We start from the raw sequence: 24,963 nt of genomic DNA on the forward strand, positions 1-24,963 counted from the left end.
CTCCTTTACCAAGCAATCGTTTCAACAGGTTCGTTGAGCGCATCCGTCGCATCGTTGTTACTGAAATCGATCATGGTCAATGATAGACCTTGCATATCGATAGAGGTCATATAGTTGCCGACTTTATGGAATGTGACAGAAATGTCTTTGTCTGCGAGCAATTTCTGTACATCGTTGGCAAAGACGAATTGTTCCATCAGCGGTGTACCACCCATGCCGTTGATCAAGACACCAACTTTTTTCGGTGTTTGTTCATAATCAGCTAAAATTTTGTCCACCAATTCCTTGGCTAGCTCTTTCGATGGTTTCAATTTTTCTCGGCGATAACCAGGTTCTCCATGGATTCCCACTCCATACTCGATTTCATCATCTGCTAATTCAAAACCAGGTTTACCTACTTCTGGAACGGTTGCTGCTTTTAAGGCAACACCAATGGTTTTGATGGTCGGAACTAATGCTTCACCTAATTCTTTTAATTCAGTTAATGAACGTCCTTGACGAGCAGTAGCACCCAAAATCTTATGAACGAGAATGGTTCCAGCCACGCCTCGTTTTCCAGCAGTATAGGTACTGTTCTCGACGGCAATATCATCATCTACGACGACGATTTCAGCAGTGATGTCTTCCATCTCAGCCATATCTTTGGCCATTTCAAAGTTTAGGATATCTCCCGTATAGTTTTTAACGATCAAAAGCACGCCTTGCCCTTGATCGGCTTCTTTGATCCCAGTCAGGATCTGATCTGGTGTTGGAGAAGTGAAGACGTCTCCCAAGACGGCGGCACTCAACATACCATCACCAACAAACCCAGCGTGTGCCGGTTCGTGTCCGCTGCCTCCGCCTGAGACTAAGCCAACTTGTTCGTGGGTGGCGTTTTTTGCTACGACTCGGGAGTCTTCGACTTGATGAACCAGTTGCGGATAGCTGGCAACCAGACCAGCTAGCATTTCTTCGACGATCGCTGAAGGATCATTGATTATTTTTTTCATTATTGTTTCCATCCTTTCTCAGCTGCTTTTTGGGCTTCTGCTGTGATCTGGGATAGGTCATCACTGAATCCAGCGGTGATTGCTGCGGCAAAAGCACCTTCTACAAGCGGTGCATCAATCAAGTGATAGCGGGTTTGCTGTTCCGGTTCCAACATATCATAGGCTAGCTCTGCGTTTAGTATGGCACTACCCAAATCAGCAAAAACGAGAATCTGTTCGGCATCCGGAGACTGATTGACCGCTTCAACGATTTTTGTCGGATCAGACCCTAATTCGCCTTCAGCTGTTCCACCCAATGAAAAAAGAGTGACTGTTTCGCTGTCCGACATGTCTTCGATCATGGCTTTCAGTCCGTCTGTCAGTTGTTGACTGTGAGAAACAAGTAAAATACTTTTCTTCATTTCGATTCACCAACGCTTTCTTAAATAGATTCAGCGGCAGTAGACGAAACCGCCTTCACTAAAAGTATAACAAATTTTGTGAAACTTGCATGGATGACGATTGCTCCACTATATAAATAGAAAATAATTGAAGAACAGATAAAAAAACCGAGCAACTACAAATAAATATCCTTAATTAGGAGAATTTATCATAGTTGTCCGGAATCATTTTTTTCCATTGATCAAGCCGTAGCGTTTTGCTCTAGCCGGCGGGTGATCTGTGTTGCAAGGGCAGATAGCCCCCACTGCAATAAGCAGTTGATCGCCATCAATCCAACAAAGATTGGCAAGGTGATGCTAGTCAAAAAGCCTACTTCTAAAATGTGATGGAAGAGCATTGCGGCGATGTATGTTCCGCTAATCGTGGTTACGATCAAAAATAAGCGCAATGGATTTAGCGGCAAACAGCTGCGGATCACAGCTAAACAACTGATGCCGATCAGCAGATAATAGAACAATGTAGTTGCGGTCATTGGTTCCCAGCCATAGTCAGTTTGCAGGAACTGTACAGCGAAATAATTCAGAAGCACCAAAAGTGCGCTCGGCAACGCTCGCAGCAATGCGGTAGGCAAGTAACGGCCGGTGATTCGCTTTTTTTCTTCTTCAAAGGAAAGGAAGAAGGAAGGATATCCTTCAATCGCCAGGTCCAATAATGTGATTTGGATCGGAATAAAAGGAAATGCCGTAGAAGTGGCAACACATAGTAAGGACAATAGGAAGCTGTAGATCGTTTTGATAAAAAAGATCCCAGATACTTTCGTCACATTATTAACGACACGGCGACCTTCAAAGAGTGCTGCTGGCAGTGTCGTGAAATCGGAATCTAATAAAACCAGATTCGCGATTTGACGAGCCGCACTGTCCCCAGCAGCCATAGCGATACTGACATCGGCTTCACGCAGTGCCAACACGTCATTGACGCCGTCTCCAGTCATGGCGACCGTATTGCCTAGTGCCTTCAACTCAGAAACTAGCAGTTTCTTTCGCTGAGGCGTCACTCGCCCAAAAACGGTATAGGTTTGGGCAGCTTGACGAACGTCTGCTTCTTCTGTTAGTTGGGAAAGATCGATATAGTTCTCGGAATCAGGCAATCCGGCGCGTTTGGCGATGGCTGCAACAGTGATCGGATTGTCACCCGAGATCACTTTCAAGTCCACTCCTTCTGCAGACAGGTAGGCCAATGTGCTTTCTGCATTTTCCCGAATCACATCAGCAAGAACAAGTACTGCCAGCGGGGCAGCCTTTGCTGGATCAAAGGGCTGATTGGCGTCGTTATAATGAGGATCAAGAGCCAAGACGAGGACTCTTAAACCAGCCGATTGCGCTTCTTGAATTTGCGGCAGCTGTTGGTTGGCGATCGTCTTTTCAGGTGCTCCTAGATAGACTGCCCCTAATTCGTGAAATGCGATAGCACCCCATTTTCGATCAGAAGAAAATGGCATTGATGCAAAGGACTGGTAATGCTCAGATCCGGTGATGGTTTGGCGCAACGCTTGCATCGTCACATTGTTGTCGGTACTGGCAGCCAAATAACTGCCTAAGATTGCCGTTATATCTTGGGTGTCATCGATTGGCTGGATCGATTCGACGGATAATCGACCTTCCGTTAATGTGCCGGTTTTGTCTAAACAGAGGGTATCGACATGGGCCAGTGTCTCGATCGCGTACATATCTTGGACTAAGATCCTTTTTTTGGCTAGTTTGATGACACCCGTGGTCAAAGCAATGCTGATCAATAGGACGAGTCCTTTAGGCAGCATTCCCAATAAAGCAGCAGACGAAACGATCACTGCTTCTTTTAAGTCACTGCCACGAAATAAATAAGCTTGTAGAAATAGGATCACCCCTAATGGAACAATCACTAGACTGGTGAATTTTGTGACTTTGCGAATCGAAGAAACTAGCTCTGAACGCAGCGGTTTATGTGTTTTGGCTTCATTGCTTAATTTTGCCGCATAATTCTCTGCTCCTACGCGGATCACTTTTGCAGTGACCTCTCCACTGGCGACAAAACTGCCAGATAAGAGAGTCGCGTCGTTTTCTTTGACGACGAGATCGGCTTCGCCTGTCAGCATCGACTCATTGACATCGGCTTGTCCAGATAAAACCACCATGTCGGCTGGAATCTGTTCTCCTGCACCAATGACAACAAGATCATCAAGGACCAGGGATTTGGCATCCACCGACTGTGTAACGCCATCTCGTATCACACGTATTTCTTGTTGGGCGATGATCGAGAGTTTTTTGACTAGATTTCGAGCATGGATCTCTTGACTGATCCCTACAGTGATATTGATCAAAATGATTACCAGATAAAATAAATTGGAATAGGCGCCAACTGCTAGAAGACAGACACCAATCAACAAGTTCAGCAAATTGAACAATGTGAGGATATTGTCCTTAAAAATTGCTGTCGTAGACTTCGATGTTTTTGTTTCATAATCGTTGTGTTGGCCTTGTTCGGTTCGTTGTGTGACTTCTTCTGAGGTAAGTCCCGTATCTATTTGCTTCATATAATTCTCCATTTCTTTCAGATTCCTTGTTTAGTCTAGCATGCCAAGAAGTCATTGCAAGAAATGATGAAAAAATAATTGAAATCTTAAAAAACAGTAGCGGTTTGTTCGAAAGAAGGGGCTTTTCATTGACTTGTTCCCAGAAACTTGATATAGTCATAATGCTCAAATAGTAATGATTTCGATTTGTTGTTTTTGAATCGAAAATGGAGGACTCTGCTAGCTGATTTCTTTTCTTTTTAGAATGATGGATAGAAAAAACAAAGGAGAAAATAATGGCCAAAAAATCAAAACAAGCAAAAGCAAAAAAACAAGCCGCAATGATCGAGCAATACGCAGAGATCCGTTACCAATTGAAACAAGCAAAAGATCACCAAGCTTTAGCAAAATTGCCTAAAGATTCTAATCCGAATCGCTTGAAGAATCGGGATATGACTGATGGTCGTCCACGGGGCTATATGCGTAAATTTGGTCTTTCACGGATCACTTTTCGACAATTGGCACATGAAGGCAAATTGCCAGGTGTAAAAAAAGCTAGTTGGTAAACGTTTAATAGGTGTAACAAAAATAATACAATCAAACGATCTCCCTTCTAGATAGCTCAGAAATGCGCTGTATGGAGGGGTATTCAAGGAAAACTATCTGAATGCTGAGGCAGCTGATCTCCTAAAAAGACTGGGAGATAGACGCCGAGCGTTTAGGTAGTTTTTTGTTTGAATTTTTTGAGGGCAGCGATTCGACTAATCGGAAGTGGTCTCGTATAATAGAAAAAGCAAAGACGAAGGTCTGATGAACACATGTTGGATAGGAGTATATCATGTCTTTAAAAGAGAAAATCATCGCAGAAAGCAAGCGTTTAGGTATTGATAAAATCGGCTTTGCTTCTGCTGAACCGTTTTATGAATTAGAGTCCTCGTTGAGGGAGCAGCGCGCGAAAGGCCATACATCTGGTTTCGAACATCAAGTGATCGAAGAGCGGATATATCCAGAAAGAACCTTTGAAAATCCGCAAACAATCATTGCGATCGCTCTGGCATATCCGACAAAAATCAAAGAGAAAGTGCCGCGAGATGAGAAACGGGGGATGTTTGCCCGCGCCTCTTGGGGGATCGATTACCATGATATTCTACGTGATCGCTTAGAAAAATTGATCCAGTTTATCAAAGCGCAAGCAGAGAATCTGGAAGAAGCAGAAAACTGGCGGTTTGCCCCGCAAGTGGATACCGGTGAGCTGGTGGATGTGGCAGTTGCACAGCGTGCTGGTTTGGGGTTCATTGGCCGCAATGGCTTATTGATCACGGAAGAATTTGGTTCTTTTGTTTATTTAGGCGAGATCGTCACCAATATTTCCTTCGAAACAGATGAAGCGGTACCCTTTGGCTGTGGGGATTGTATGCGCTGTGTTACTGCCTGTCCTACAAAAGCGCTCTTAGGGGATGGGCGAATGAACGCACAGCGCTGCCTTTCCTATCAGACACAAACAAAAGGCATGATGCCTGAGGAATATCGTAAAAAGATGCATAATGTCATCTATGGCTGTGATATTTGTCAGTTGGTCTGTCCCTACAATCGAGGCAAGGATTTCCATTTTCATCAGGAAATGGAACCGGAAGTAGAAACCGTTTATCCTAAGTTGCAGCCAATGCTTTCTTTATCAAATAAAGCTTTTAAGAATCAGTTTGGGCATTTATCTGGTTCTTGGCGCGGGAAGAAACCATTGCAGCGTAATGCGATCATTGCCTTAGCAAATCTGGGAGATCGTACCGCATTGCCAGCCATCTGGCGGTGTGCGACAGAAGACGTCCGACCTGTCATTCGTGGAACAGCCTATTGGGCCATTGGACAATTAGGTATCAAAGAACCCGAACAATGGCTAGAACGCTTACAGCAATGCGAAGAACTAGAACCGGAAGAAGAAGCACGCGTTGAACTACAAGCGGCGATCGAACGCTTAAAAACGATCGTGGCATCCCCTGGTGCAGATCGGAAAAACAAGTCAGTTGATTGATTGCATGCTAGGCGGAACTCCATAAGCACGTGAGCAATCGTACAAAAAATTGAAGCACGCGATTTTTGATAATAAAGAGCCGAGCAATGTTTAGAATACGTCAACTATGCCGCAAATGCGACATGACCTGAAAGGTCTGGAAGTATTCCGACATTGCTCGGCTATTGGTCGAATGGATGCTATTTTTAGGGGAAGATTTTTCACAGTAGTCTATTTTTTCAGCTTAATCCAGCACATCATCGCTTTCAACGATTTCTTCTGAGTCTAATTCAAAGTCTGGTGCTGGATGGACACGTTCCGGTAATTCCATCTCTAGTTCAGCTGTTTGTTGGTATTCGTTGTCGCCATCAGCAACGTCAATCAATATATCCGTTGGCAGTTCTTGATCGATTCGATAGCCTTGTGCATGGCGCGCATCGAGTAGTTCTAAGAGGTGCTGCCATTCATCTTTGGCAATCACCACGACATCGATTCCTTCTTGATTTTGAATTTCGACAACAGAAGATAGATCAGTCCCAACAGTCTGAATGATTTCTTCTAATGACCATTTTACGTTTTCTAATGAAATTTTTTGTGCCATTTGGATACCCCTTTCTTGTCAATTGACTCTCATTTCATTGTAGCGGGAATTTGGTTGATTGCAAAATAGTATGATCGCAGGTCTATGAAAGGGGTTAAAAAAATGAGAAGAAGAATTGAAGTCTTTTGTGAACAAAGGTAATATGGTATTAAAAGAAATGAGGGAGTAAAGATGAAAGAAAAACAAACGTTTCATGTTAACGGTTACTTAGCACTGATCGTCTTGATCGCCTTAATGATCGGCGGCGGCTATCTCTTTTATGATGGGATCGTTCGCAATGCGGTTTGGGAGTTAGTCATCAGTGTCGTGTTGTGGATCATCGCTATCTTGTTCATTAGTTCATTGACGATTGTGCAGCCGAATCAAGCGAAAGCGATTCTTTTCTTTGGTCAATATTTAGGTACCATCAAAGACAATGGACTCTTTGTGACTGTGCCGCTAACACAGAAAATCAATGTATCACTGAAAGTTCGTAACTTCAATAGCTCTTTATTGAAGGTCAATGATTCTGATGGCAATCCGATCGAAATCTCAGCAGTCGTCGTCTTTCGAGTCGTAGATACGGCCAAAGCATTGTTCGATGTCGATTACTACCAAGATTTTGTTGAGATCCAAAGTGAAACAGCGATTCGCCATATCGCTACCCAGTATCCTTATGACACTTTTAATGATGATGATTTGACTTTGCGAGGCAATACCAATGAAGTTTCTGAAGAACTGGCACAAGAACTGCAAGAGCGTTTAGCGGTAGCCGGTGTCGAGGTGATCGAGACGCGGTTGAATCACTTGGCGTATGCCACTGAGATCGCTAGTGCCATGTTGCAGCGTCAGCAAGCCAAAGCAATTTTATCGGCACGACAAATCATTGTTGAAGGAGCGGTCTCCATGACACAAATGGCCTTGGAACAGATCGAAGATGGTCAGGATATTAACTTTACTGACGATCGAAAAGTCCAATTGATCAACAATTTACTCGTATCGATCATTACTGACAAAGGCACTCAACCTGTGATCAATACAGGCGATGTGAAAGAAAAGGCGGTGTAATCAAATGAAAAAACTTTACATCAAGCAAAAAGTCTTCAGTATCGGTGAAAAATTTACTGTCATGGATGAGCAGCAAAAGCCGCGCTATTTTGTCGAAGGGAGTTTCATGAAGATTCCTAAAAGCTTTGCGATTTATGATGAACGACAACAGCAAATCGGTGAAGTCACAAAGAAAGTGTTTAGTCTATTGCCCAAGTTTTTTGTTGAGGTACATGGAGAAGAAGCAATTGTTCTAGAAAAAGAATTCACGCTTTTCAAAGCGCGTTATTCCATCCATGCCCAAGGAATTGAAATTCAGGGGAATTGGTGGGACATGGACTTTGTCGTCAATCGACAGGGACGTCAAATTGCTGAGATTCATAAACGATGGATCTCATGGGGGGATACCTATGAAGTAACGGTTTATGAGGAAGATCTGGAGGACTTGATTATTTGTCTCGTCATTGCCATCGATCGCGTAAAAGCCGATGATGGTGCAGCTGCGAGTTCTGCCAGTACTTAAACAGAAAATGAAAGCAACGATGGAAAAGGAGACGAAAAGATGTACGGATCGATAGAAGCAGGCGGTACAAAATTTGTTTGTGCGATTGGTGATGAAGAAATGACCATTAAAGAACGGGTCAGTTTTCCCACCACCACACCAGAAGAAACAATGGCATTAGTGATCGATTTTTTCAAAAAGTATGAAGACCAGTTAGTGGGGATCGGTATTGGTTCCTTTGGCCCAATCGATATCCATCGAGATTCCGCAACGTATGGCTACATTACCTCCACACCCAAATTAGCTTGGCAGAATTTTGATTTTGTAGGTACGATGAAACAAGCCTTTCCCATCCCCATTGCTTGGACCACAGATGTCAATGCTGCAGCTTATGGGGAATATGTTTTCGGTAAAGGAAAAGGACTATCCAGTGTAGTTTATTATACGATCGGCACCGGTGTTGGCGGCGGTGCATTACAAGATGGCCGCTTTGTTGAGGGATTCAGCCATCCGGAGATGGGACATATGCTGGTAGTGCCTCATCCTGATGATTCATTCGAAGGCAGCTGTCCATTTCATGGCAACTGTCTCGAAGGGATGGCCGCAGGTCCAGCGATTGAAAAACGCTTAGGAAAGAAAGGACAGGAACTGTCTGAAGATGAGCCTTTCTGGAGCATCGAAGCTGAATATATCGCGCAATGCGCCTACAACACTACATTGATGCTTTCACCGGATGTCATTATTTTTGGTGGTGGCGTAATGAAGCAGCGTCACATGGTGGAAAAGGTTCATCAAGCTTTTGAACGATTGGTCAACGGCTATGTCAAAACACCAGCAGTTGCAGACTACATCGTGACACCTGAATTAGAAGACAATGCAGGAACATTAGGCTGTCTGGCACTAGCACGAGAAGCTGTGTTACATTCCTGATACATGTGATCACACCAAAACATTGGTGTGATTTTTTTGTGATTGAAGGGATTATTTGGCAGGTAAGAGCAGAATGCGTATACTTAAGCAGAGGTGGAAAGAGATGAAAATTGCAGTTCGTAAAAGAAAAATCGGGAATATCCCAGTATTGGAAGTCGTTCCAGAACATTTGATCTATGAACCGTTGCCGTTGATCATTTATTATCATGGTTGGCAAACGAGTAAAGAATTGGTACTGACGCAAGGTCGAAAACTAGCACGGGAAAACTTTCGTGTGATTTTACCTGATGCCGCCAATCATGGCGAACGAAAGACCCAACTATCCGAGATTCCTTCATTGATTTTCTGGCAAAGCATTCATACCAACTTATTTGAGTTTTCTTATTTGGTGGATTTCTTTGAAAATCTAGGCTTGGTAAATGGGCAAATCGCTGTAGGAGGCGTTTCAATGGGAGGGATGACGACTTGCGGCTTGCTATGTCAACATCCGGAGATCACCGCTGCTGCGTGTGTGATGGGCTCGCCATCGATGATCGGTTACCGTGAACGGATCCAGAAACATGCGGGTGCTGCAGGTTTCTTTGTCCCAGATGACTATCAGTTGCTACTGGGATGGATCGAAGCTTATGATCTCCAGACGCAACCAGAAAAACTAGCTGGACGTCCATTGTTGTTCTGGCATGGGACGGAAGATGAGAAAATCCCTTACGCCGATGTAGAAACCTTTGTGCAAGAGAATCCAGAAGCGAATCTGACATTTATCTCTCGCGAAGAACGACATTTAGTTCGTGGAGAGACCATGGATCAGGTAACGGCCTTTTTTGTTGAACAATTAGGAAAAAGCACTGATTCACTCTGACAACAAAAAACGACAGGTATCTAGGTAAGCAAAGGGATTGTGTGGTTATGTACAAGCATAAAATTCGTGTTCTTCATTTTTCTTTTTTATACTGTAGGGTGGAAAAAAGGAGGAATGACTGTGAACTATCGCGTTTTATTATTTTATAAATACACGACCATCGAAGATCCAGAAAGTTTTGCGAAAGAGCATTTAGCTTTTGGGAAAGAGATCGGTATCAAAGGTCGAATTCTTGTTGCGAAAGAAGGAATCAACGGAACGCTTTCTGGAACGATTGAAGCAACGGATGCCTATATGGAAAAAATGGAAGCGGACCCCCGTTTCAAAGGAATCTACTACAAAATCGATGAGGTGGAAGAACACGCCTTTAAAAAATTGTTTGTTCGACCGCGAAAAGAATTGGTGTCATTGAACTTAGAAGATGATATCGATCCTTTAGAACTAACCGGAAAGTATCTAGAACCGAAAGATTTCAAAGAAGCGTTGTTGGATGAAAATACCGTAGTGATCGATGCGCGGAATGATTATGAATACGATCTTGGTCATTTTCGAGGTGCGGTCCGTCCCGATATCCGCAGTTTCCGTGAATTGCCTCAATGGATCATTGAGAACAAAGAGAAATTCATGGATAAAAAAGTGGTCACTTACTGCACAGGTGGGATTCGCTGCGAGAAATTCTCGGGCTGGTTGTTGCGAGAAGGATTCCAAGACGTAGCACAACTTCACGGGGGAATTTTTGCTTATGGCAATGATCCAGAAGTTCAAGGAGAGTTGTGGGACGGTAAGATGTATGTCTTTGATGAACGTATCAGTGTTGAGATCAATCATGTCGACAAGACCGTGATCGGTCGCGATTGGTTCGATGGCACACCATGTGAGCGTTACGTCAATTGTGCAAATCCAGAGTGCAATCGTCAGTTCCTCACTTCGGAAGAGAATCAAGCGGCACACTTAGGCGGCTGCTGCTATGAATGTGCCGCCAATGAAAACAATCGTTACGTCATTGAGCACAATATCTCTCAAGAAGAACAAGCAGCAGTTTTAGCACAACTAGCGTCTGAAGTGACGGTTTAAAAAGATCCTGAAAAGGATCTTTTTTTGTTCTTTAATTATCTGAAAAATCAAACGATTCCAATTGATTTTTTTAACAAATTTCACTTTAAAAAAGGCAAGCTCCTCGCATATTTGTTTGATTTGGAGTAAACTATACCTAATTGTCAGATAGGAAAGAGGAATAGAGATGAAAATTGTTATTGCTGGTGCTGGTGCCATGGGCAGCCGATTTGCCATTAAATTAAAAAGAGGCGGCAACGATGTAACGTTGATCGATGGTTGGCCAGCGCATATCGAAGCGATCCGTACCAATGGACTACAAGCAAATTTGGATGGAGAAGAAATCACAGAATCTTTCCCCATTTATCCACAGTCCGAAGTAACGGCGGATACGCCAGCGGATCTGATCATTGTTTTTACAAAAGCGATGCAATTAGACCAAATGATGCAAGACATTGCTTCACTAATCGGTGATCAAACAAGAGTACTTTGCTTACTTAATGGCATTGGACATGAAGATACAATTGAAAAATATGTCGCTACCGATAAAATTTTCTTAGGAAATACCCTATGGACAGCAGATTTGATTGGACCTGGACAAGTTCGATTGTTTGGGGAAGGATCGGTTGAACTGCAAAACATTGGTGAAGGCAAAGAAGCAGCGGCCAAAGAACTGGCTGAGGTACTAACTGCTTCTGGATTGAATGCGTCATACTCTGAAAATATTCGCTATTCAATCTATCGTAAAGCCTGTGTCAATGGTACATTGAATGGTTTATGTTCAATTTTGGATGTCAACATTGCACAGTTTGGAAATACAGCCACTGCACGACAAATGGTGCAAACCATTGTTGGAGAATTCGCAGCTGTTGCGGCTCATGAATCGGTAGAACTAGATGTTCCAGAAGTCGTTGCCCATATTGAAAAAACCTATGATCCTGCAGGTATTGGCTTACACTATCCTTCCATGTATCAAGATTTGATCAATAATCATCGTAAAACGGAGATCGATTACATCAACGGGGCTATTTCGCGTAAAGGTCGAAAATACAATGTTCCCACGCCTTATTGCGACTTCTTGACCCAATTGATCCATGCCAAAGAAGATGTGCTTGAAGCGAAGTAGTAGTAAAAATAAAAAACTATGATATAAGTCTAATAATAAAAGATCCGAATCATCTATGTAATGCCCTGGTAGTTTAGGAGAACATCGTCACACATTTTGGACGTTCAGGAGCAATCAAACATTTATGGTCCGGATCCTTTTTTTTGTTCATATCGTAGTGACTTTAATTCAATTGACGATAAAGAATTTTTCCTGCTATTGCTTATTACAAATTTTACTTGTGATTAATTAACTTTTTTTGAAAAGTGACGGTATTGAGTAGGAGTCATCTGCATTTTGTTTTGAAAGAGCTTGAATAAGGAGGGCGTACTCTTGTAACCTAAATTTTCAGCGATAGTATCAATAGTCATGGAAGATTCTCTAAGTAATCTTTGTGCTTCAATCAAACGTTTTTGGTCGATCATTTCTTGAAAAGTCGCGCCAGTTTTTGTCTTGAGCATATTACCTAAATAGTTTTGGTTATAACCAAACTCCGTGGCTAATTTTTTGAGAGTGATAGTTGTGTAATGATCGTTAATATATTTTAAGAGTGCAGCTAAATCATTTCTTTGAGAAGTTAACGACAGTTCATTCAAACTAGGAATTGCTGCTAATTCCAATAAACATGATCCTAAAAGGAGACTTAAGGAACGATGATAGAAGATTTCTTTGAGATAAAATTTGTGAATCATCAAGAATAAAAGCTGATTGATGATCGCGTGTTCTTTTAAATCAAAAACTAAAAAAGTATTATGAACACTATCCTTTTTAGCAGCATTCAAAAAGAAGTCCGTGACTGGATTACTTGAAGCGGGCAAGTGGTTCAAGAGCTCTGTTTGTAAAGTATGTTTGTCAATTAAAATATTGAGAATCAAATCATCTTTTCCTACATAATCAATTTGCTGAATCACTTCAGTGTCCATAATAATCAATTGCTGTTCAGTGAACCTCCATGCCTCCCCGTTTATTTTTTGCCGACAACATCCTCTTAGAAGGTAATTCATTTCAATGAAACTATGAGTATGAGCAGACGTATAAGAGTAGCGATGATGCTTATTGATATAAATAGATCCCTCTTCAAAAAAATCATTAACGGGTATTTTTGGAATTACTGATCCATGATAGTCTAAATTCATTTCATTAATATTCTTCCCAGTAGTTATTTGCTGGGCTTCAATTCGATCTTCTATATCAAAAAGTTTAATCAAACTTTCCATCCGTCAATCACCTAATTTTTTTATATAGTTAGTTCTATATATAAGTTATTCCCAATAAATAGTCAATATTTACTTTGCTATTAAAGGGTTTGTCAGATCAAACAAATAGCCTTTCAAAAAAATTCAAATTTATGACCTGTGAATTTGATAGTAAAGACCTACATTTTTGAAATTGTACCATTTTGTGTAAGCGTTTAATATAACCCTATGAACAAGAAAGGATGTTTCAAATGGACACAAATGGAAAGCAGCAATCATTAGTGAAAAAGTATTCTCCTTTAGCAACTGCAGCCGGTGTAGGTTCTATGTTGGGTTCTGGATGTATCGTTGGTCTCTCGGCAACCATACCGGTTTGGCAAAAAGGGTTGAACTTATCTGCGGGACAAGTTGGATTAATCTCTGGTGCACTAACCTTTGCAATTGCGTTCGGCTCTTTGTTTGCAGGACAAATTACAAAAATCTTCGGCCTGATTCGAGCGTTCAACTGGATCAATTTGTTTTATGCTATTGGAGCAGCAATTTGTGTATTTTCAGGAAATTTTGTGGCTTTATTATTAGGAGTCATCGTCATGGGGATTGCATCTGGGGCGGATTTACCAATCAGTTTAACCGTTGTCTCTCATGATGCACCAGATGAAAAAACTTCTGCAAGTTTAGTATCTTCGACACAAATATTTTGGCAAATTGGTATTTTTATTTCCTATATTTGTTCTTTCTTACTTTCCGGAGTCAATGGAGTTTTGGGAGCGCGTATTGTTTTTGTTATTTTATTGGTCTTTTCAATCTTTGCGTGGGTTTGGCGGACAGTCTCAAAAAAATTTCGGATGTTCCACGAAGAAGGTGCAGCACGTCAGTCTGCGTTGAATCTGGTTAGCAATCAACAAAAAATTTCACTAAAAGAGATTTTTAGTGGGAACAATGCAAAAATTTATCGCAACTTTTTCTTCGCTATTTTAGTCTTTTATGTTTGTTGGAATTTGTTAGCGAATACATGGGGACAATTTCAGACATACGCTTTGACTAATGCTGGTGCTACACAAATGCAAGCAACAGGGCTAGGTATTGTGCTGAATATCATTTCTTTAGTGACTACGATTATCTTTGCTTCAGTAGCGGGTGGAAAGCATCGGAATAAAGCATTTTTTGTTGGCGCTTTTGTTCAATTCATGGCAATGGTTGGTATGGCAGTTATTGGCGGTAGTGCAGGATTCATCGCATTGGCGATAACGATTGCTTTTTATAATTTTGGAAATCCATTAGCAGGGGAAGCCATCTATAAAGTTTGGACTCAAGAATCATTTCCAACAGAATCTCGGGCATTCTTACAAGGCGTTATCAATGGTTTTTCACGGTTGTGTTGCGGATTGTTTGCCTTTGTCACACCATTTTTGGTATCGCCAAACAATATTCAATTTTCGATGTATGGCTTTGCGGCGATTGTTCTAGTAGCAGCTATTGCAGGAGCTGTCATGATGAAATTGCAAAAAGGAGCTAAAACGAGAGCAAACAGTCGAAGAGATTCTAATCTAGCTGATTTAGTAAAGTAGTTGATCGATAGAATATAAATGAGTAAACGAAAGGAACGGATAATAGTGATAACAAATGAACGGCCACGATGGATCTGGTATGCTGGCGATTTTGAAATACGTCAAGGACTTTTACAAAATTTTTCTAGAGAAGAACGAGGATACGATTGGCCAGCTTACTGGTATATTGATGACTGCCATAAAAATGTAAAATTTAAACGTGAATATGAATTACAAAGTCCCACGACATTTGTTGTATATGCAACAGGGATTGGCTTTGTAGAAGTGAATGAAGTGAAATATTCTTTTGAACAAGAGATTGTCTGTCAACCCGGTTTTAATAAGATTAGGGTGAATGTAGGGAATCCAAACGGTTTGCCAGCCATCTATATTGAAGGAGAAAGAATCAAGAGTGATGAAGGCTGGTATTGCAGTAACTTTGTTGAAGAAGCTCCAGTAGGATGGAGCAATCTTTATATGAATAAAGAGCAAGACCCTAATAAAGTCTATTATGAAATAGAAACTTGTTTCCCTGTTTCGAAGACGGCGGTTGCTGGCGGCACGTTGTTTGATTATGGACGGACGATTTTCGGTTCATTAATGATCGATAAATTGTTGTCGGAGATACCGATATCTATTTGCTATGGAGAATCAGAAGCAGAAGCATGTGATAGTCAAATGTGTTATTACAAACAGGAAAATGTAAGAAAAGAAACAAACATTCGCAAACGTGCTTTTCGTTATCTTTTCATTCCTAATATAGCACCAGAAGCAATTGATATTCGTGCGATGCATGAATATCTTCCCATACACAATCAAGCCACATTCAAATCAGATGACTCTGTGATGAATCGAATATGGGATATATCTATAGAAACCTTTACATTGTGCAGTGGGCTTTTCTTTATTGACGGAATCAAACGAGATCGCTGGATCTGGTCAGGGGATGCTTACCAAAGCTATTTTATCAACCAATACTTATTCTTTGATGAAGATATCAATAAGCGAACGATCATGGCATTGCGAGGTCAAAATGAAGTAAAACAGCATATGAATACAATTGTTGATTATTCCATTTTATGGATCATAGGGATTGAAAATCACTATATGATGTCTGGGGACAGCTCATTTCTTGCACAGATTTATTCGAAAATGGTGACTATGATGGACTATCTTGAAAAACAAACCAATGAGTTAGGATTTATTTATGGTCGCGAAAAGGACTGGATTTTTATTGATTGGTCTGAAATAGATAAGGAAGGGACATTGGCAGCGGAACAAGTCCTGTTATTGAAAGCATACAAAGCTATGACTGTTTGTGGCTCTATCTTGAATCGTGATATTGATCACTATGTGACAAGATATGAACAGTTGAAAGCTAATTTAATGAGTTATTTCTGGGATGAAGAAAAAGGGGCATTTATTGATTCTTATCTATCTGGAAAGAGAAATGTGACACGCCATGCCAATATTTTTGCGGTCTTATTCGACTTTGTAGATGAAACGAAAAAGCAACAAATTTTGAAAAATGTATTGCTTAATGATGAAGTCACTCAAATCACAACTCCTTACTTCAAATTCTTCGAACAAGATGCCCTTTGTAAACTGGGACAGACAAGTCAAGTACATGAGATTATTCTTGACTACTGGGGTGGAATGGTGGAACAAGAAGCGGTTACTTTCTGGGAGGAGTATATTCCTGGAGAAAGTGGAAATGCTATTTATGAAATGTATGGGGATCCTTTTGGGAAAAGTTTATGTCATGCATGGGGAGCCAGTCCTATCTACTTATTAGGACGTTATTTCGCAGGAATTCAACCTATTCGACCAGGTTATGAAACATTCTTAGTTGACCCTAAGCTCGATTCTTTTCATCAATTAACGTGTATATTCCCAGTTAAAGGTGGCTGGGTGAAGATTGAGAAGACAGATACGTGCTTAACAATTTGTACAAATCGAGACGGTGGGATCTTGCGGATAGATGGAAAAGAGCAGCCAATGTTTGCCAATCAACCTGTAAGTTATGAGGTTGTAAAAAAGGTCTAAGCTGGATTCATCAAAGAAAGGAAGAAAGCAATGAATAGTGATCGGTTAAAAGTGTCTGAAAAACTCGGATTTGCCTTAACAAATCTAGGGAATATTCCTATTATGACACTATTAAATACGTATTTGTTAATTTTCTATACGGATGTCATTGGTGTTAATCCAGCTTTGGTAGGAATGTTATTCCTTGTTTCGAGACTTTTAGATGGCGTTAGTGATCCACTTATTGGTTTTGTGATTGATCGTTTTCCAAGAACAAAGATAGGGAAATACAAACCTGTGTTGATTTTAGGAGTCATCATCTGTTGCTTAAACTATTTGCTTGTTTGGTTTTCGCCTCTCCTATTTCCAGCTCAAAAAATCATTGCTATTAGTATTTCTTACATCCTTCTAGGAATTACTTTTGATTTTATGGATATTCCTTTGAATAGTTTAATCCCCGTACTGACGCAAGAGGATGAAGGGCGTAATCAACTTTCATCAATCAAAGGGATTTCATATACGGTAGGTCCAGCTATCTTAAATGTAGCAGCACCTTTGGCAATCGCAGCTTTTGCAACGTCTTTGAAAGGATACGTTTTATTGATTGTAGGGACGGTACTAGTTGTTCTATTTTTTACGATTGTAGGGACGTTGATGGTAAAGGAAAGAGGGACGGAAGCTGCCTATGTAACAAAGCCGGTAAAAGAAAAATATACAATGAAGGATGCGTTATCTGTATTCAAACTGCGTCCAGTTGTTTCATTGTTTCTAGCAATGCTATTCATTACAGCGGCAACGAACATCTTCAATGGTTCACTTCTATATTATCTTAGTTATATTATTAGCAACCCTAAATTATTGAGTGCAGCCAGTTTCTTAGGTATGCTGGGGGCATTGGCAGCAGGGCTTCTGGTTCCAAAATTATCGCAGCGATATGGAAAAAACATCTGTACATTACAGGTTTGGTATTGATTTCATTATGTATGCTGGGATTTCTGGTCATCAATCATCACTCAGCCGTTTTCGTTTTATGCTATTGCGGGGTGCAATTTGCATTAGGGTTGACGAATACACTGCAATACAGTATTTCGGCCGATAATGTTGATACGATAAGAAACGAATTAGACATAGAGGCGACAGCATTGATTGCTTCTCTCACTTCATTAATCATGAAATTTGCGATGGCTATAGGTGGTGCTGTTCCGGGATTTGTGTTAAGTTTTACCGGCTATGCAGCGAATCAGTCACAATCAAGCACTGCGGAAAAAGGGATTTTATTCGTGACTTTCGTTATCCCGCTGATTTTATATGTAGTGACGATCGCTGTGTTCAGCAGTGGTTTTAAAAGTAACAAAATTAAAAGTTTGCATGTGCAAAAACGAAAAACAATGAACTAAGAGCGAAGTAGCATTTTCATTAAAACGATCTTAAAGCGAGAAAAATCTATCTTGAAGATGGAAAGAAATAAATCCATTCTCCGGATAGATTTTTTCTGCTATTGTTATTCGACTAGCTATACGGATGCTTCGCAGGAAGAAGTTTTTGTTTACAGTATCCTCCCTCAACCTTCAGGCAAATCTGCCATGTATCTTTCGGTTCCTTGAAAGACGGCCAATTGTTCTACACCGAAGGAGCACAGCATCTGGCTCATTTCGGCAAATAACAAGCGATAATCACTGGACTTATGCGCATCTGAACCTAGTGTAAAGAGTTTGCCCCCCACACTTTGATAGAGCGGGATCGCATATTCGTAAAGTGATGCATTTTGATAAGGACCAAAGCTTTTGGCATTGACTTCAAAAGCTAGCTCGCGAGCGACGACTTTCTTGAAAATAACTGTCAGTTCTTTTTCGAAATGCTGTGCAAGTTCTTCTGCTGTAAAGTCGAAGCGCCGCAACCCGTAGTCAAAATGGGTCAGGATATGTCCGTCAGAAAAAGTATCTAAAACTGTGGCCATCTGATCAAAATAAGACTTGACGACGGTAAGTTTGTCTTTCTCCAATACGGCATCATCCATATAGTCAAAGGAACCGTTTTGATGGATGCTGACTAACTTCAGGTCATAAGGATGCTGATCCAGATAGTCGCGTATTTGTGTTTCTTGCCCAGGAACGACACCGATTTCGATCCCTTTCAAAAGTTTCGTTGCTGTTTGTTCCTGTAAAGTCTGATGGCATTGTTGAAGCTGTTCATAATCGGGAATATCATCGCGATAATTTGAATAAGGGTTCTTGAGATCAAAGTGGTCAGTCGCCACAAAAAATTCCGGTTGAAAAGCTAAATAATTTTCGAAGCGTTCTTCTGAATCAAAAGATAAAAAAGTATGCAAATGCTGATCGTAGTAATTCATAATAACCTCCTTTTTGTACAAGATACCATAAAAAGCGAGAAGCGACTATTTTTTCATAAAAAATCAGAAAAGCATTTCGTACAAAAATTCTTTGTTCTATAATGGATGAGAATGGAAGCAAAGGAGTAAATAGCAGTATGAGTATGTATCTTGAGATTCCGGAATTTGAAAGCGATTTTCGCTTTCGGACATTCCTTAATGATGGGCTGACGATCGTTTATCCCCATGTACATAAAGAAATCGAGCTGATTTATGCGAAACGAGGAAAAGTCAATATTGGGGTAGCTGATGAGATCATTGAGTTGGAAGAAGGCGAGCTGTACATTTTTGCCAGTGGCCAGCCCCACTATTTTTTGGCTTCTCCAGAGAGTGAGCGTTATGTGTATCAGTTTGATTTCGCACTGTTTGATGAAACCATTTTGCGAGAAAAAGAACTTTCTTTAAAAACACTTTTTGACGAGGGGGAACCCCACAGCAAGCATTGGCCAGTCAGTTTTACCGAAAAAATCACAGGATTGTTGATCGAACTCTACCAGTTAGAGGAAGAGCAAGTAGCTGGTAAACGCTATTTGACTATGGGTTTTTTGTATCAGTTGATCGGCGAATGTTATCAAGGGTTGCCGCCGCGTGCCAAAAAGATCGCTCCTTTAAAACGTTCTGCAGCTCAATACAAAGAAACGCTGCAACGTCTGGATGAAGTGTTTGAATATATTGAATCCCATTACCAAGATGTCTTAACGATGGAAGAAACAGCGAAGCATGTTGGATTCAGTCCCCATTACTTTACCCGCTTTTTTAAGACGAATACTGGAAAAACATTCATGCAGTTTCTGACGGAATACCGGATCAATCAAGCCAAATTCATTTTGGCAAACGAGAAACTTCCAATGGCAGAAGTAGCGGAAAAAGCCGGATTTGCCAGTGTCAAAACGTTCCATCACGTGTTCAAAGAGACCGTAGGACAATCCCCATTGCAGTATCAGAAACAATTAAATAATTGAATACTTGATGAAAGCTAGATCAACGAGCCAATCTTGTCAATCACTCGAACCCTTGAACAAGCGCAATTTTTAAGCGATTGTTCACTGTTTGTTTGGGTGCTTTTATTTGGTGTGAAGGAGTCTTTGATTCGTTTTAGTGAGAGTTCCATAAGATAAATTTCGGGAATTTTTTAAGAGGAAATTGGGAAGAACCTGTCAAATCCTTTCGCTATAATGAATGAGTAGAAAATAATAAGCGTTTTCAGGAGGAAAGAGATGACAGTAAGAATTGGAATCATTGGTTGCGGTGGGATTGCGAATGGCAAACACATGCCGGCATTATCACAAGTAAAAGAAGCGGAAATGGTCGCATTTTGTGATTTGATCGTCGAACGAGCAGTGGAAGCTAAAACAGCTTTCGGTACAGAAGATGCCCAGGTATTCAGCGACTACAAAGAAATGTTAGCAGAAGCTGAATTAGATGTTGTGCATGTTTGTACACCAAATGCTTCTCACGCGGAATTGTCCATCGCAGCATTAGAAGCAGATTGCCATGTAATGTGCGAAAAACCAATGGCAAAAACGACAGAAGAAGCAAAAGCAATGATCGATGCCGCTAATCGAACAGGCAAAAAATTAACGATCGGTTATCAAAATCGTTTTAGAAAAGATTCCCGCTACTTGCACGAGGTTTGTGCGGAAGGACAATTAGGCAATATCTATTTTGGGAAAGCCCATGCCATCCGTCGTCGTGCAGTACCAACTTGGGGTGTCTTTCTAGACGAAGAAGCTCAAGGCGGGGGACCATTGATCGACATCGGTACGCATGCTCTTGATTTAACATTGTGGATGATGAATAACTACCAACCTAAATTTGTTGTCGGAAAAGCTTACCATGAATTATCTCAGACAAAGAATGCGGCGAACGCTTGGGGGTCATGGGATCCAGAGAAGTTTTCGGTAGAAGACTCTGCTTTTGGATTTGTCGTGATGGAAAATGGCGCAACGATTTTCTTGGAAGCTAGCTGGGCGTTGAACAGTTTAGATGTCAAAGAAGCAAAAACAACATTGATGGGCAGCAAAGCTGGCGCGGATATGAATAATGGCTTAACAATCAATGGCGAAGACCATAGTTTGTTGTATGAAAAAAATATTGAGTTGGAAACTGGTGGTGTCGACTTCTATGAAGGGGACGGCGAAACGCCTGAAATCTTGGAAGCACAATCTTGGATCAACGCCATCATCAATGACACAGAACCTGTGGTCAAGCCGGAAGAGGCAATGGTAGTTACTGAGATTTTAGAAGCAATCTACAAATCCTCAGCAACTGGCGAACCGGTCTACTTGTAAAAGCAGTCGCTAAAAAGGAGCAAAGCATGAAACCAAAAATCGGACTACAGTTATGGAGCATCCAAGAAGCGTGTAAAGAAGACTTGTTCCAAGCACTTGAAAGTGTCAAAAAAAGCGGGTATGACGGAGTCGAATTCGCGGGTTACTACGGTTATTCCGCAACAGAGGTCGCAAACGCGCTAAAAGAATACGACTTGGGAGTTGCTGCTTCTCATCTACCCTTTGAAACATTGCGGGATCATTTTGAAGCAACACTGGCCTATGAAAAAGCGATCGGGAATCACCGACTCGTGGTTCCATATGCTTCATTTGAGACATTCGCAGAATGGCAACAGTTTGCCCGAGAGTTTGCAGAAGTTGCTAAGAAAGCAGCTGCTCAGGGCTTTGAATGCTACTATCACAATCATGCCCATGAATTTACCGAGATTCCTAATAAATCAATGATTGAAGAATTGTTAGCTGAAAATCCAGCACTTAAATTAGAAGCAGATCTTTATTGGATCGCTTATTCCGGCACTGATGTTTTCACTTGGTTGAAAGAACATCAAGAGTCCGTTGGTCTTTTGCATATCAAAGATATGCAGGAAGAACCAAAAGAAAGCACAGAAATCAATAATGGCATTTTACCTATCAAGGACTATGTCACAGTTGCGCAACAATTCCAATTGCCTTGGTTGATCGTGGAACAAGAAGCGTTCCAAAAATACGCACCTTTAGAAGCGACGGCCATCGATTATTTGCAATTAAAAGCTATCGTTGAGGAGGTTTACCAATGATCCATGTCACTGTTTGGAATGAATTTAGACACGAAAAAACAGATGAAACCGTTCAGGCAATGTATCCCGAAGGAATCCACGGACAAATCGCTGCCTTTTTGCAAGCAGATGATTTTCAAGTTCGCACAGCAACCTTGGATGAACCAGAACACGGATTAACAAACGAAGTATTAGCTGATACCGATGTGCTCGTTTGGTGGGGGCATATGGCCCATGATGAAGTACAAGACGAAATCGTTCAGCGCGTTCAACAACGGGTGTTAGAAGGAATGGGTCTGATTGTCCTCCATTCTGGTCACTTCTCAAAAGTCTTCAAGAAATTGATGGGCACTTCCTGTGACTTGAAATGGCGCGTGGATGATCAGCATTGTCGAATTTGGAATATCAACCCGAGTCATCCAATCGTAGAAGGTGTCGGCGAATTTATTGAACTTGAGAAAGAAGAAATGTATGGGGAACACTTTGACATCCCAACTCCAGACGAATTGATCTTTGTTAGCTGGTTCCCAGGAGGCGAAGTCTTCCGCAGCGGCTGCACCTTCCGTCGTGGCAATGGCAAGATCTTTTATTTCCAACCTGGGCATGAGACGTTTCCGAGTTATTACAACGAAAAAGTACAAAAAGTTATCAAAAACGCGGCACGTTGGTGCGCACCAACAGAAAATACGTACCCAACGTACGGCCATTATCAAGCCAATGAGGAGGTAGGCAAATGAAATTAGGAGTATTTACGCCATTATTCAATCATTTAACGTTTGAAGAAATGATCACAGAAGTTGCAGAAAAAGGATTGCAGACAGTTGAGATCGGTACAGGAGGTTCTCCAGGCAATGCCCACTTGGATATCGATAAGTTGCTTGCTAGTGAAGCAGACCGGAAAGAATATTTAGCTAAATTAGCCGACAAAGGACTAGAAATCTCGGCGTTAAGCTGTCACAACAATCCCATTTCGCCTTTAAAAAATGAAGCGCAGGAAGCAGATGAATTATTACGCAAAACGATCAAGCTGGCCAGTTTGATGAATGTCCCTGTCGTCAATGGATTCTCTGGTGTTTCGGGAGGAAATGCAACAGACACGCAAGTCAACTGGCCTGTTCTGCCATGGCCAACGGAATACGATGATAATTACAACTATCAATGGGAGCAAAAGCTGATCCCTTATTGGAAAGAAATCAATACCGAGGCAGAAGCTGCTGGTGTAAAAATCGGTATTGAGCTGCATGGCGGATTCTTGGCTCATACGCCTTATACGATGTTAAAACTTCGCGACGCTGCAGGTAAAGCAATTGGTTGTAACCTTGATCCAAGCCATTTGTGGTGGCAAGGGATCGATCCAGTGGCAGCAGTCAAGATTTTAGGTGAAGCAGATGCGATTCATCATTTTCATGCCAAAGATACGTATCTTGATCAAGATAATATCAACATGCATGGGTTGACAGACATGCAGCCATACAGCAATGTCAAAACAAGAGCTTGGACTTTCCGCTCTGTTGGCTGCGGGCACAGCTTGCAAGTTTGGTCGGACATCATTTCCGCATTGCGGATCTATGGGTATGATTATGTCTTGAGTATCGAGCATGAAGATCCAATCATGTCTGTTGATGAAGGATTGAACCGAGCAATCACTAATTTGAAATCGATTATGATCAAAGAAGAACCATCCGCAATGTGGTGGGTGTAACGAGGAGTATAGAAAATGAGTGCAATCAATTTTGTTGTCATCGGTTATGGCGGTATGGGTGCTTACCATGTGCACAACATCCTGCCGAATGAAAATGAACGGATCCATATTGTGGGAACCTATGATATTTCGGAAGAAAGACAAGCTATTTCACAAGAAAAAGGGCATAAAATCTATAAAAGTTATGAAGAAGTCTTAGCAGATGAAACCATTGAAGCAGTGCTGATCGCAACGCCGAATGATTTGCATAAGGATTTGTCGATCGCAGCCCTCAGAGCGGGTAAGCATGTTGTATGTGAGAAACCTGTTGCTTTAAACACTGCTGAACTAGACGAAATCGTTGCTGTGGCCAAAGAAACAGGCAATACATTTATGGTCCATCAAAACCGTCGCTGGGATCCAGACTTTCTGATCGTTCGCGATTTATATCGTAATAGGCAGATCGGTGATCTTTTCCAAATCGAATCACGGGTCCAAGGTGCAAATGGCATCCCAGGTGATTGGCGCCATGTGAAAAAACAAGGAGGCGGCATGGTATTAGACTGGGGCGTTCACTTGTTGGATCAAATACTTTGGTTAGTGGACAGTCCAGTGAAAGATGTGAAAGCTGACTTAAGCTATATTCTGGGAGAAGAAGTCGACGATGGATTCTTTGCTTTGATCACATTTGAAAATGGTGTCAAAGCAATCGTGGAAGTTGGGACCTCCAATTACACCCAATTGCCTCGCTGGTACATTAAGGGAATTGAAGGAACTGCTACGATCCAAGATTGGGCGTTGAATGGTAAGATGGTTCGGGCAACTGGCCGCGAAGATGTTGCCGCACCTAAACCTGTCCAAGCAGGTGTTGGATTAACGAAAACAATGGCACCGCCATCTGAATTGGCTGCAGAATCAATCCCATTTCCAGAAGCGAAAGCCGATTTTGATCCTTTCTACAAGAATTTTTATCATGTAGTCCGTCACGGTGCTGAACCAATTGTCAAAAATGAAGAAGTTCGCAACGTCATGGAATTGATCGAACGAATCTTTGCCGTAGCCAGCGCAAAATAA

At 41.4% G+C, this 24,963-nt stretch carries 22 protein-coding genes and 1 pseudogene; 17 read left to right on the forward strand and 6 right to left on the reverse strand.

Annotated features, from left to right (window positions below; genetic code table 11):
• Positions 1–5 precede the first annotated feature (5 nt).
• From dhaK to DVW06_RS06550, 3 genes are all read right to left on the reverse strand, one after another.
• The gene (gene dhaK / locus DVW06_RS06540) at positions 6–989 is read right to left on the reverse strand and encodes a dihydroxyacetone kinase subunit DhaK (protein WP_137264511.1); all 984 of its coding nucleotides are present in this window, start codon (positions 987–989) and stop codon (positions 6–8) included.
• Positions 989–1,390 carry a dihydroxyacetone kinase phosphoryl donor subunit DhaM gene (gene dhaM, locus DVW06_RS06545; protein ID WP_137264512.1) on the reverse strand — a complete coding sequence of 134 codons (402 nt, stop codon included), beginning with the start codon at positions 1,388–1,390 and terminating at the stop codon, positions 989–991. The genes dhaK and dhaM overlap by 1 nt, the downstream gene beginning before the upstream one ends.
• 221 nt (positions 1,391–1,611) lie before the next feature.
• Complete coding sequence (locus tag DVW06_RS06550) at positions 1,612–3,942, reverse strand: HAD-IC family P-type ATPase (RefSeq protein WP_137264513.1); 2,331 nt, start codon at positions 3,940–3,942, stop codon at positions 1,612–1,614.
• 275 nt (positions 3,943–4,217) lie between these two features.
• Here DVW06_RS06550 and rpsN point away from each other — a divergent pair, with 275 nt between their 5' ends.
• Positions 4,218–4,487, forward strand: coding sequence for a 30S ribosomal protein S14 (gene rpsN / locus DVW06_RS06555; protein WP_021149158.1), 270 nt, complete (start codon positions 4,218–4,220; stop codon positions 4,485–4,487).
• Between the two features lie 272 nt (positions 4,488–4,759).
• Entirely contained in the window at positions 4,760–5,950 is a 1,191-nt protein-coding gene (gene queG, locus DVW06_RS06560) for a tRNA epoxyqueuosine(34) reductase QueG (protein WP_021149159.1), read from the forward strand.
• A 223-nt stretch (positions 5,951–6,173) separates the two neighbouring features.
• Here the strand turns inward: queG and DVW06_RS06565 are convergent, their stop codons facing one another.
• Positions 6,174–6,530 carry a hypothetical protein gene (locus tag DVW06_RS06565; protein WP_021149160.1) on the reverse strand — a complete coding sequence of 119 codons (357 nt, stop codon included), beginning with the start codon at positions 6,528–6,530 and terminating at the stop codon, positions 6,174–6,176.
• Between the two features lie 171 nt (positions 6,531–6,701).
• Here DVW06_RS06565 and DVW06_RS06570 point away from each other — a divergent pair, with 171 nt between their 5' ends.
• The 6 genes from DVW06_RS06570 (at position 6,702) to DVW06_RS06595 (ending at position 12,026) form a co-directional block, all read left to right on the forward strand.
• Positions 6,702–7,577, forward strand: coding sequence for an SPFH domain-containing protein (locus tag DVW06_RS06570; protein WP_003128704.1), 876 nt, complete (start codon positions 6,702–6,704; stop codon positions 7,575–7,577).
• Positions 7,578–7,581: 4 nt separating this feature from the next.
• Positions 7,582–8,079 carry an LURP-one-related/scramblase family protein gene (locus tag DVW06_RS06575; RefSeq protein WP_003128705.1) on the forward strand — a complete coding sequence of 166 codons (498 nt, stop codon included), beginning with the start codon at positions 7,582–7,584 and terminating at the stop codon, positions 8,077–8,079.
• Positions 8,080–8,118: 39 nt separating this feature from the next.
• Positions 8,119–8,988, forward strand: coding sequence for a fructokinase ScrK (gene scrK, locus DVW06_RS06580; RefSeq protein ID WP_003128707.1), 870 nt, complete (start codon positions 8,119–8,121; stop codon positions 8,986–8,988).
• Between the two features lie 103 nt (positions 8,989–9,091).
• Positions 9,092–9,847, forward strand: coding sequence for an alpha/beta fold hydrolase (locus DVW06_RS06585; protein ID WP_060813023.1), 756 nt, complete (start codon positions 9,092–9,094; stop codon positions 9,845–9,847).
• 120 nt (positions 9,848–9,967) lie between these two features.
• Positions 9,968–10,921 carry an oxygen-dependent tRNA uridine(34) hydroxylase TrhO gene (gene trhO, locus DVW06_RS06590; RefSeq protein WP_003128711.1) on the forward strand — a complete coding sequence of 318 codons (954 nt, stop codon included), beginning with the start codon at positions 9,968–9,970 and terminating at the stop codon, positions 10,919–10,921.
• 166 nt (positions 10,922–11,087) lie between these two features.
• Positions 11,088–12,026 carry a 2-dehydropantoate 2-reductase gene (locus tag DVW06_RS06595; RefSeq protein ID WP_003128712.1) on the forward strand — a complete coding sequence of 313 codons (939 nt, stop codon included), beginning with the start codon at positions 11,088–11,090 and terminating at the stop codon, positions 12,024–12,026.
• Between the two features lie 224 nt (positions 12,027–12,250).
• Here the strand turns inward: DVW06_RS06595 and DVW06_RS06600 are convergent, their stop codons facing one another.
• On the reverse strand, positions 12,251–13,222 hold the full coding sequence (locus DVW06_RS06600; protein ID WP_137264514.1) for an AraC family transcriptional regulator: 972 nt from the start codon (positions 13,220–13,222) through the stop codon (positions 12,251–12,253).
• 230 nt (positions 13,223–13,452) lie between these two features.
• Here DVW06_RS06600 and DVW06_RS06605 point away from each other — a divergent pair, with 230 nt between their 5' ends.
• The 3 genes and pseudogenes from DVW06_RS06605 (at position 13,453) to DVW06_RS06615 (ending at position 18,170) form a co-directional block, all read left to right on the forward strand.
• The gene (locus DVW06_RS06605; RefSeq protein WP_060813022.1) at positions 13,453–14,769 is read left to right on the forward strand and encodes an MFS transporter; all 1,317 of its coding nucleotides are present in this window, start codon (positions 13,453–13,455) and stop codon (positions 14,767–14,769) included.
• An 18-nt stretch (positions 14,770–14,787) separates the two neighbouring features.
• Entirely contained in the window at positions 14,788–16,794 is a 2,007-nt protein-coding gene (locus DVW06_RS06610; RefSeq protein WP_229080354.1) for an alpha-L-rhamnosidase-related protein, read from the forward strand.
• A gap of 102 nt (positions 16,795–16,896) precedes the next feature.
• Positions 16,897–18,170: pseudogene (locus DVW06_RS06615) on the forward strand (MFS transporter).
• Positions 18,171–18,334: 164 nt separating this feature from the next.
• Here the strand turns inward: DVW06_RS06615 and DVW06_RS06620 are convergent.
• The gene (locus DVW06_RS06620) at positions 18,335–19,123 is read right to left on the reverse strand and encodes a PHP domain-containing protein (protein WP_003128717.1); all 789 of its coding nucleotides are present in this window, start codon (positions 19,121–19,123) and stop codon (positions 18,335–18,337) included.
• A gap of 137 nt (positions 19,124–19,260) precedes the next feature.
• On the opposite strand from DVW06_RS06620, the gene DVW06_RS06625 reads away from it, so the two are divergent.
• From DVW06_RS06625 to DVW06_RS06650, 6 genes are all read left to right on the forward strand, one after another.
• Positions 19,261–20,124 carry a helix-turn-helix transcriptional regulator gene (locus DVW06_RS06625; RefSeq protein ID WP_003128718.1) on the forward strand — a complete coding sequence of 288 codons (864 nt, stop codon included), beginning with the start codon at positions 19,261–19,263 and terminating at the stop codon, positions 20,122–20,124.
• 255 nt (positions 20,125–20,379) lie between these two features.
• Positions 20,380–21,453, forward strand: a complete 1,074-nt coding sequence (locus DVW06_RS06630) for a Gfo/Idh/MocA family protein (protein WP_003128720.1) — start codon at positions 20,380–20,382, stop codon at positions 21,451–21,453.
• 26 nt (positions 21,454–21,479) lie between these two features.
• Entirely contained in the window at positions 21,480–22,229 is a 750-nt protein-coding gene (locus tag DVW06_RS06635) for a sugar phosphate isomerase/epimerase family protein (RefSeq protein ID WP_060813021.1), read from the forward strand.
• Positions 22,226–22,945, forward strand: coding sequence for a ThuA domain-containing protein (locus DVW06_RS06640; protein WP_003128724.1), 720 nt, complete (start codon positions 22,226–22,228; stop codon positions 22,943–22,945). The genes DVW06_RS06635 and DVW06_RS06640 overlap by 4 nt, the downstream gene beginning before the upstream one ends.
• The gene (locus DVW06_RS06645; RefSeq protein ID WP_003128726.1) at positions 22,942–23,910 is read left to right on the forward strand and encodes a sugar phosphate isomerase/epimerase family protein; all 969 of its coding nucleotides are present in this window, start codon (positions 22,942–22,944) and stop codon (positions 23,908–23,910) included. The genes DVW06_RS06640 and DVW06_RS06645 overlap by 4 nt, the downstream gene beginning before the upstream one ends.
• 15 nt (positions 23,911–23,925) lie before the next feature.
• The gene (locus DVW06_RS06650) at positions 23,926–24,963 is read left to right on the forward strand and encodes a Gfo/Idh/MocA family protein (RefSeq protein ID WP_003128728.1); all 1,038 of its coding nucleotides are present in this window, start codon (positions 23,926–23,928) and stop codon (positions 24,961–24,963) included.

The organism is Enterococcus sp. ARL09-542 (genome assembly GCF_005234805.1).
GTDB lineage: Bacteria > Bacillota > Bacilli > Lactobacillales > Enterococcaceae > Enterococcus_D > Enterococcus_D gallinarum.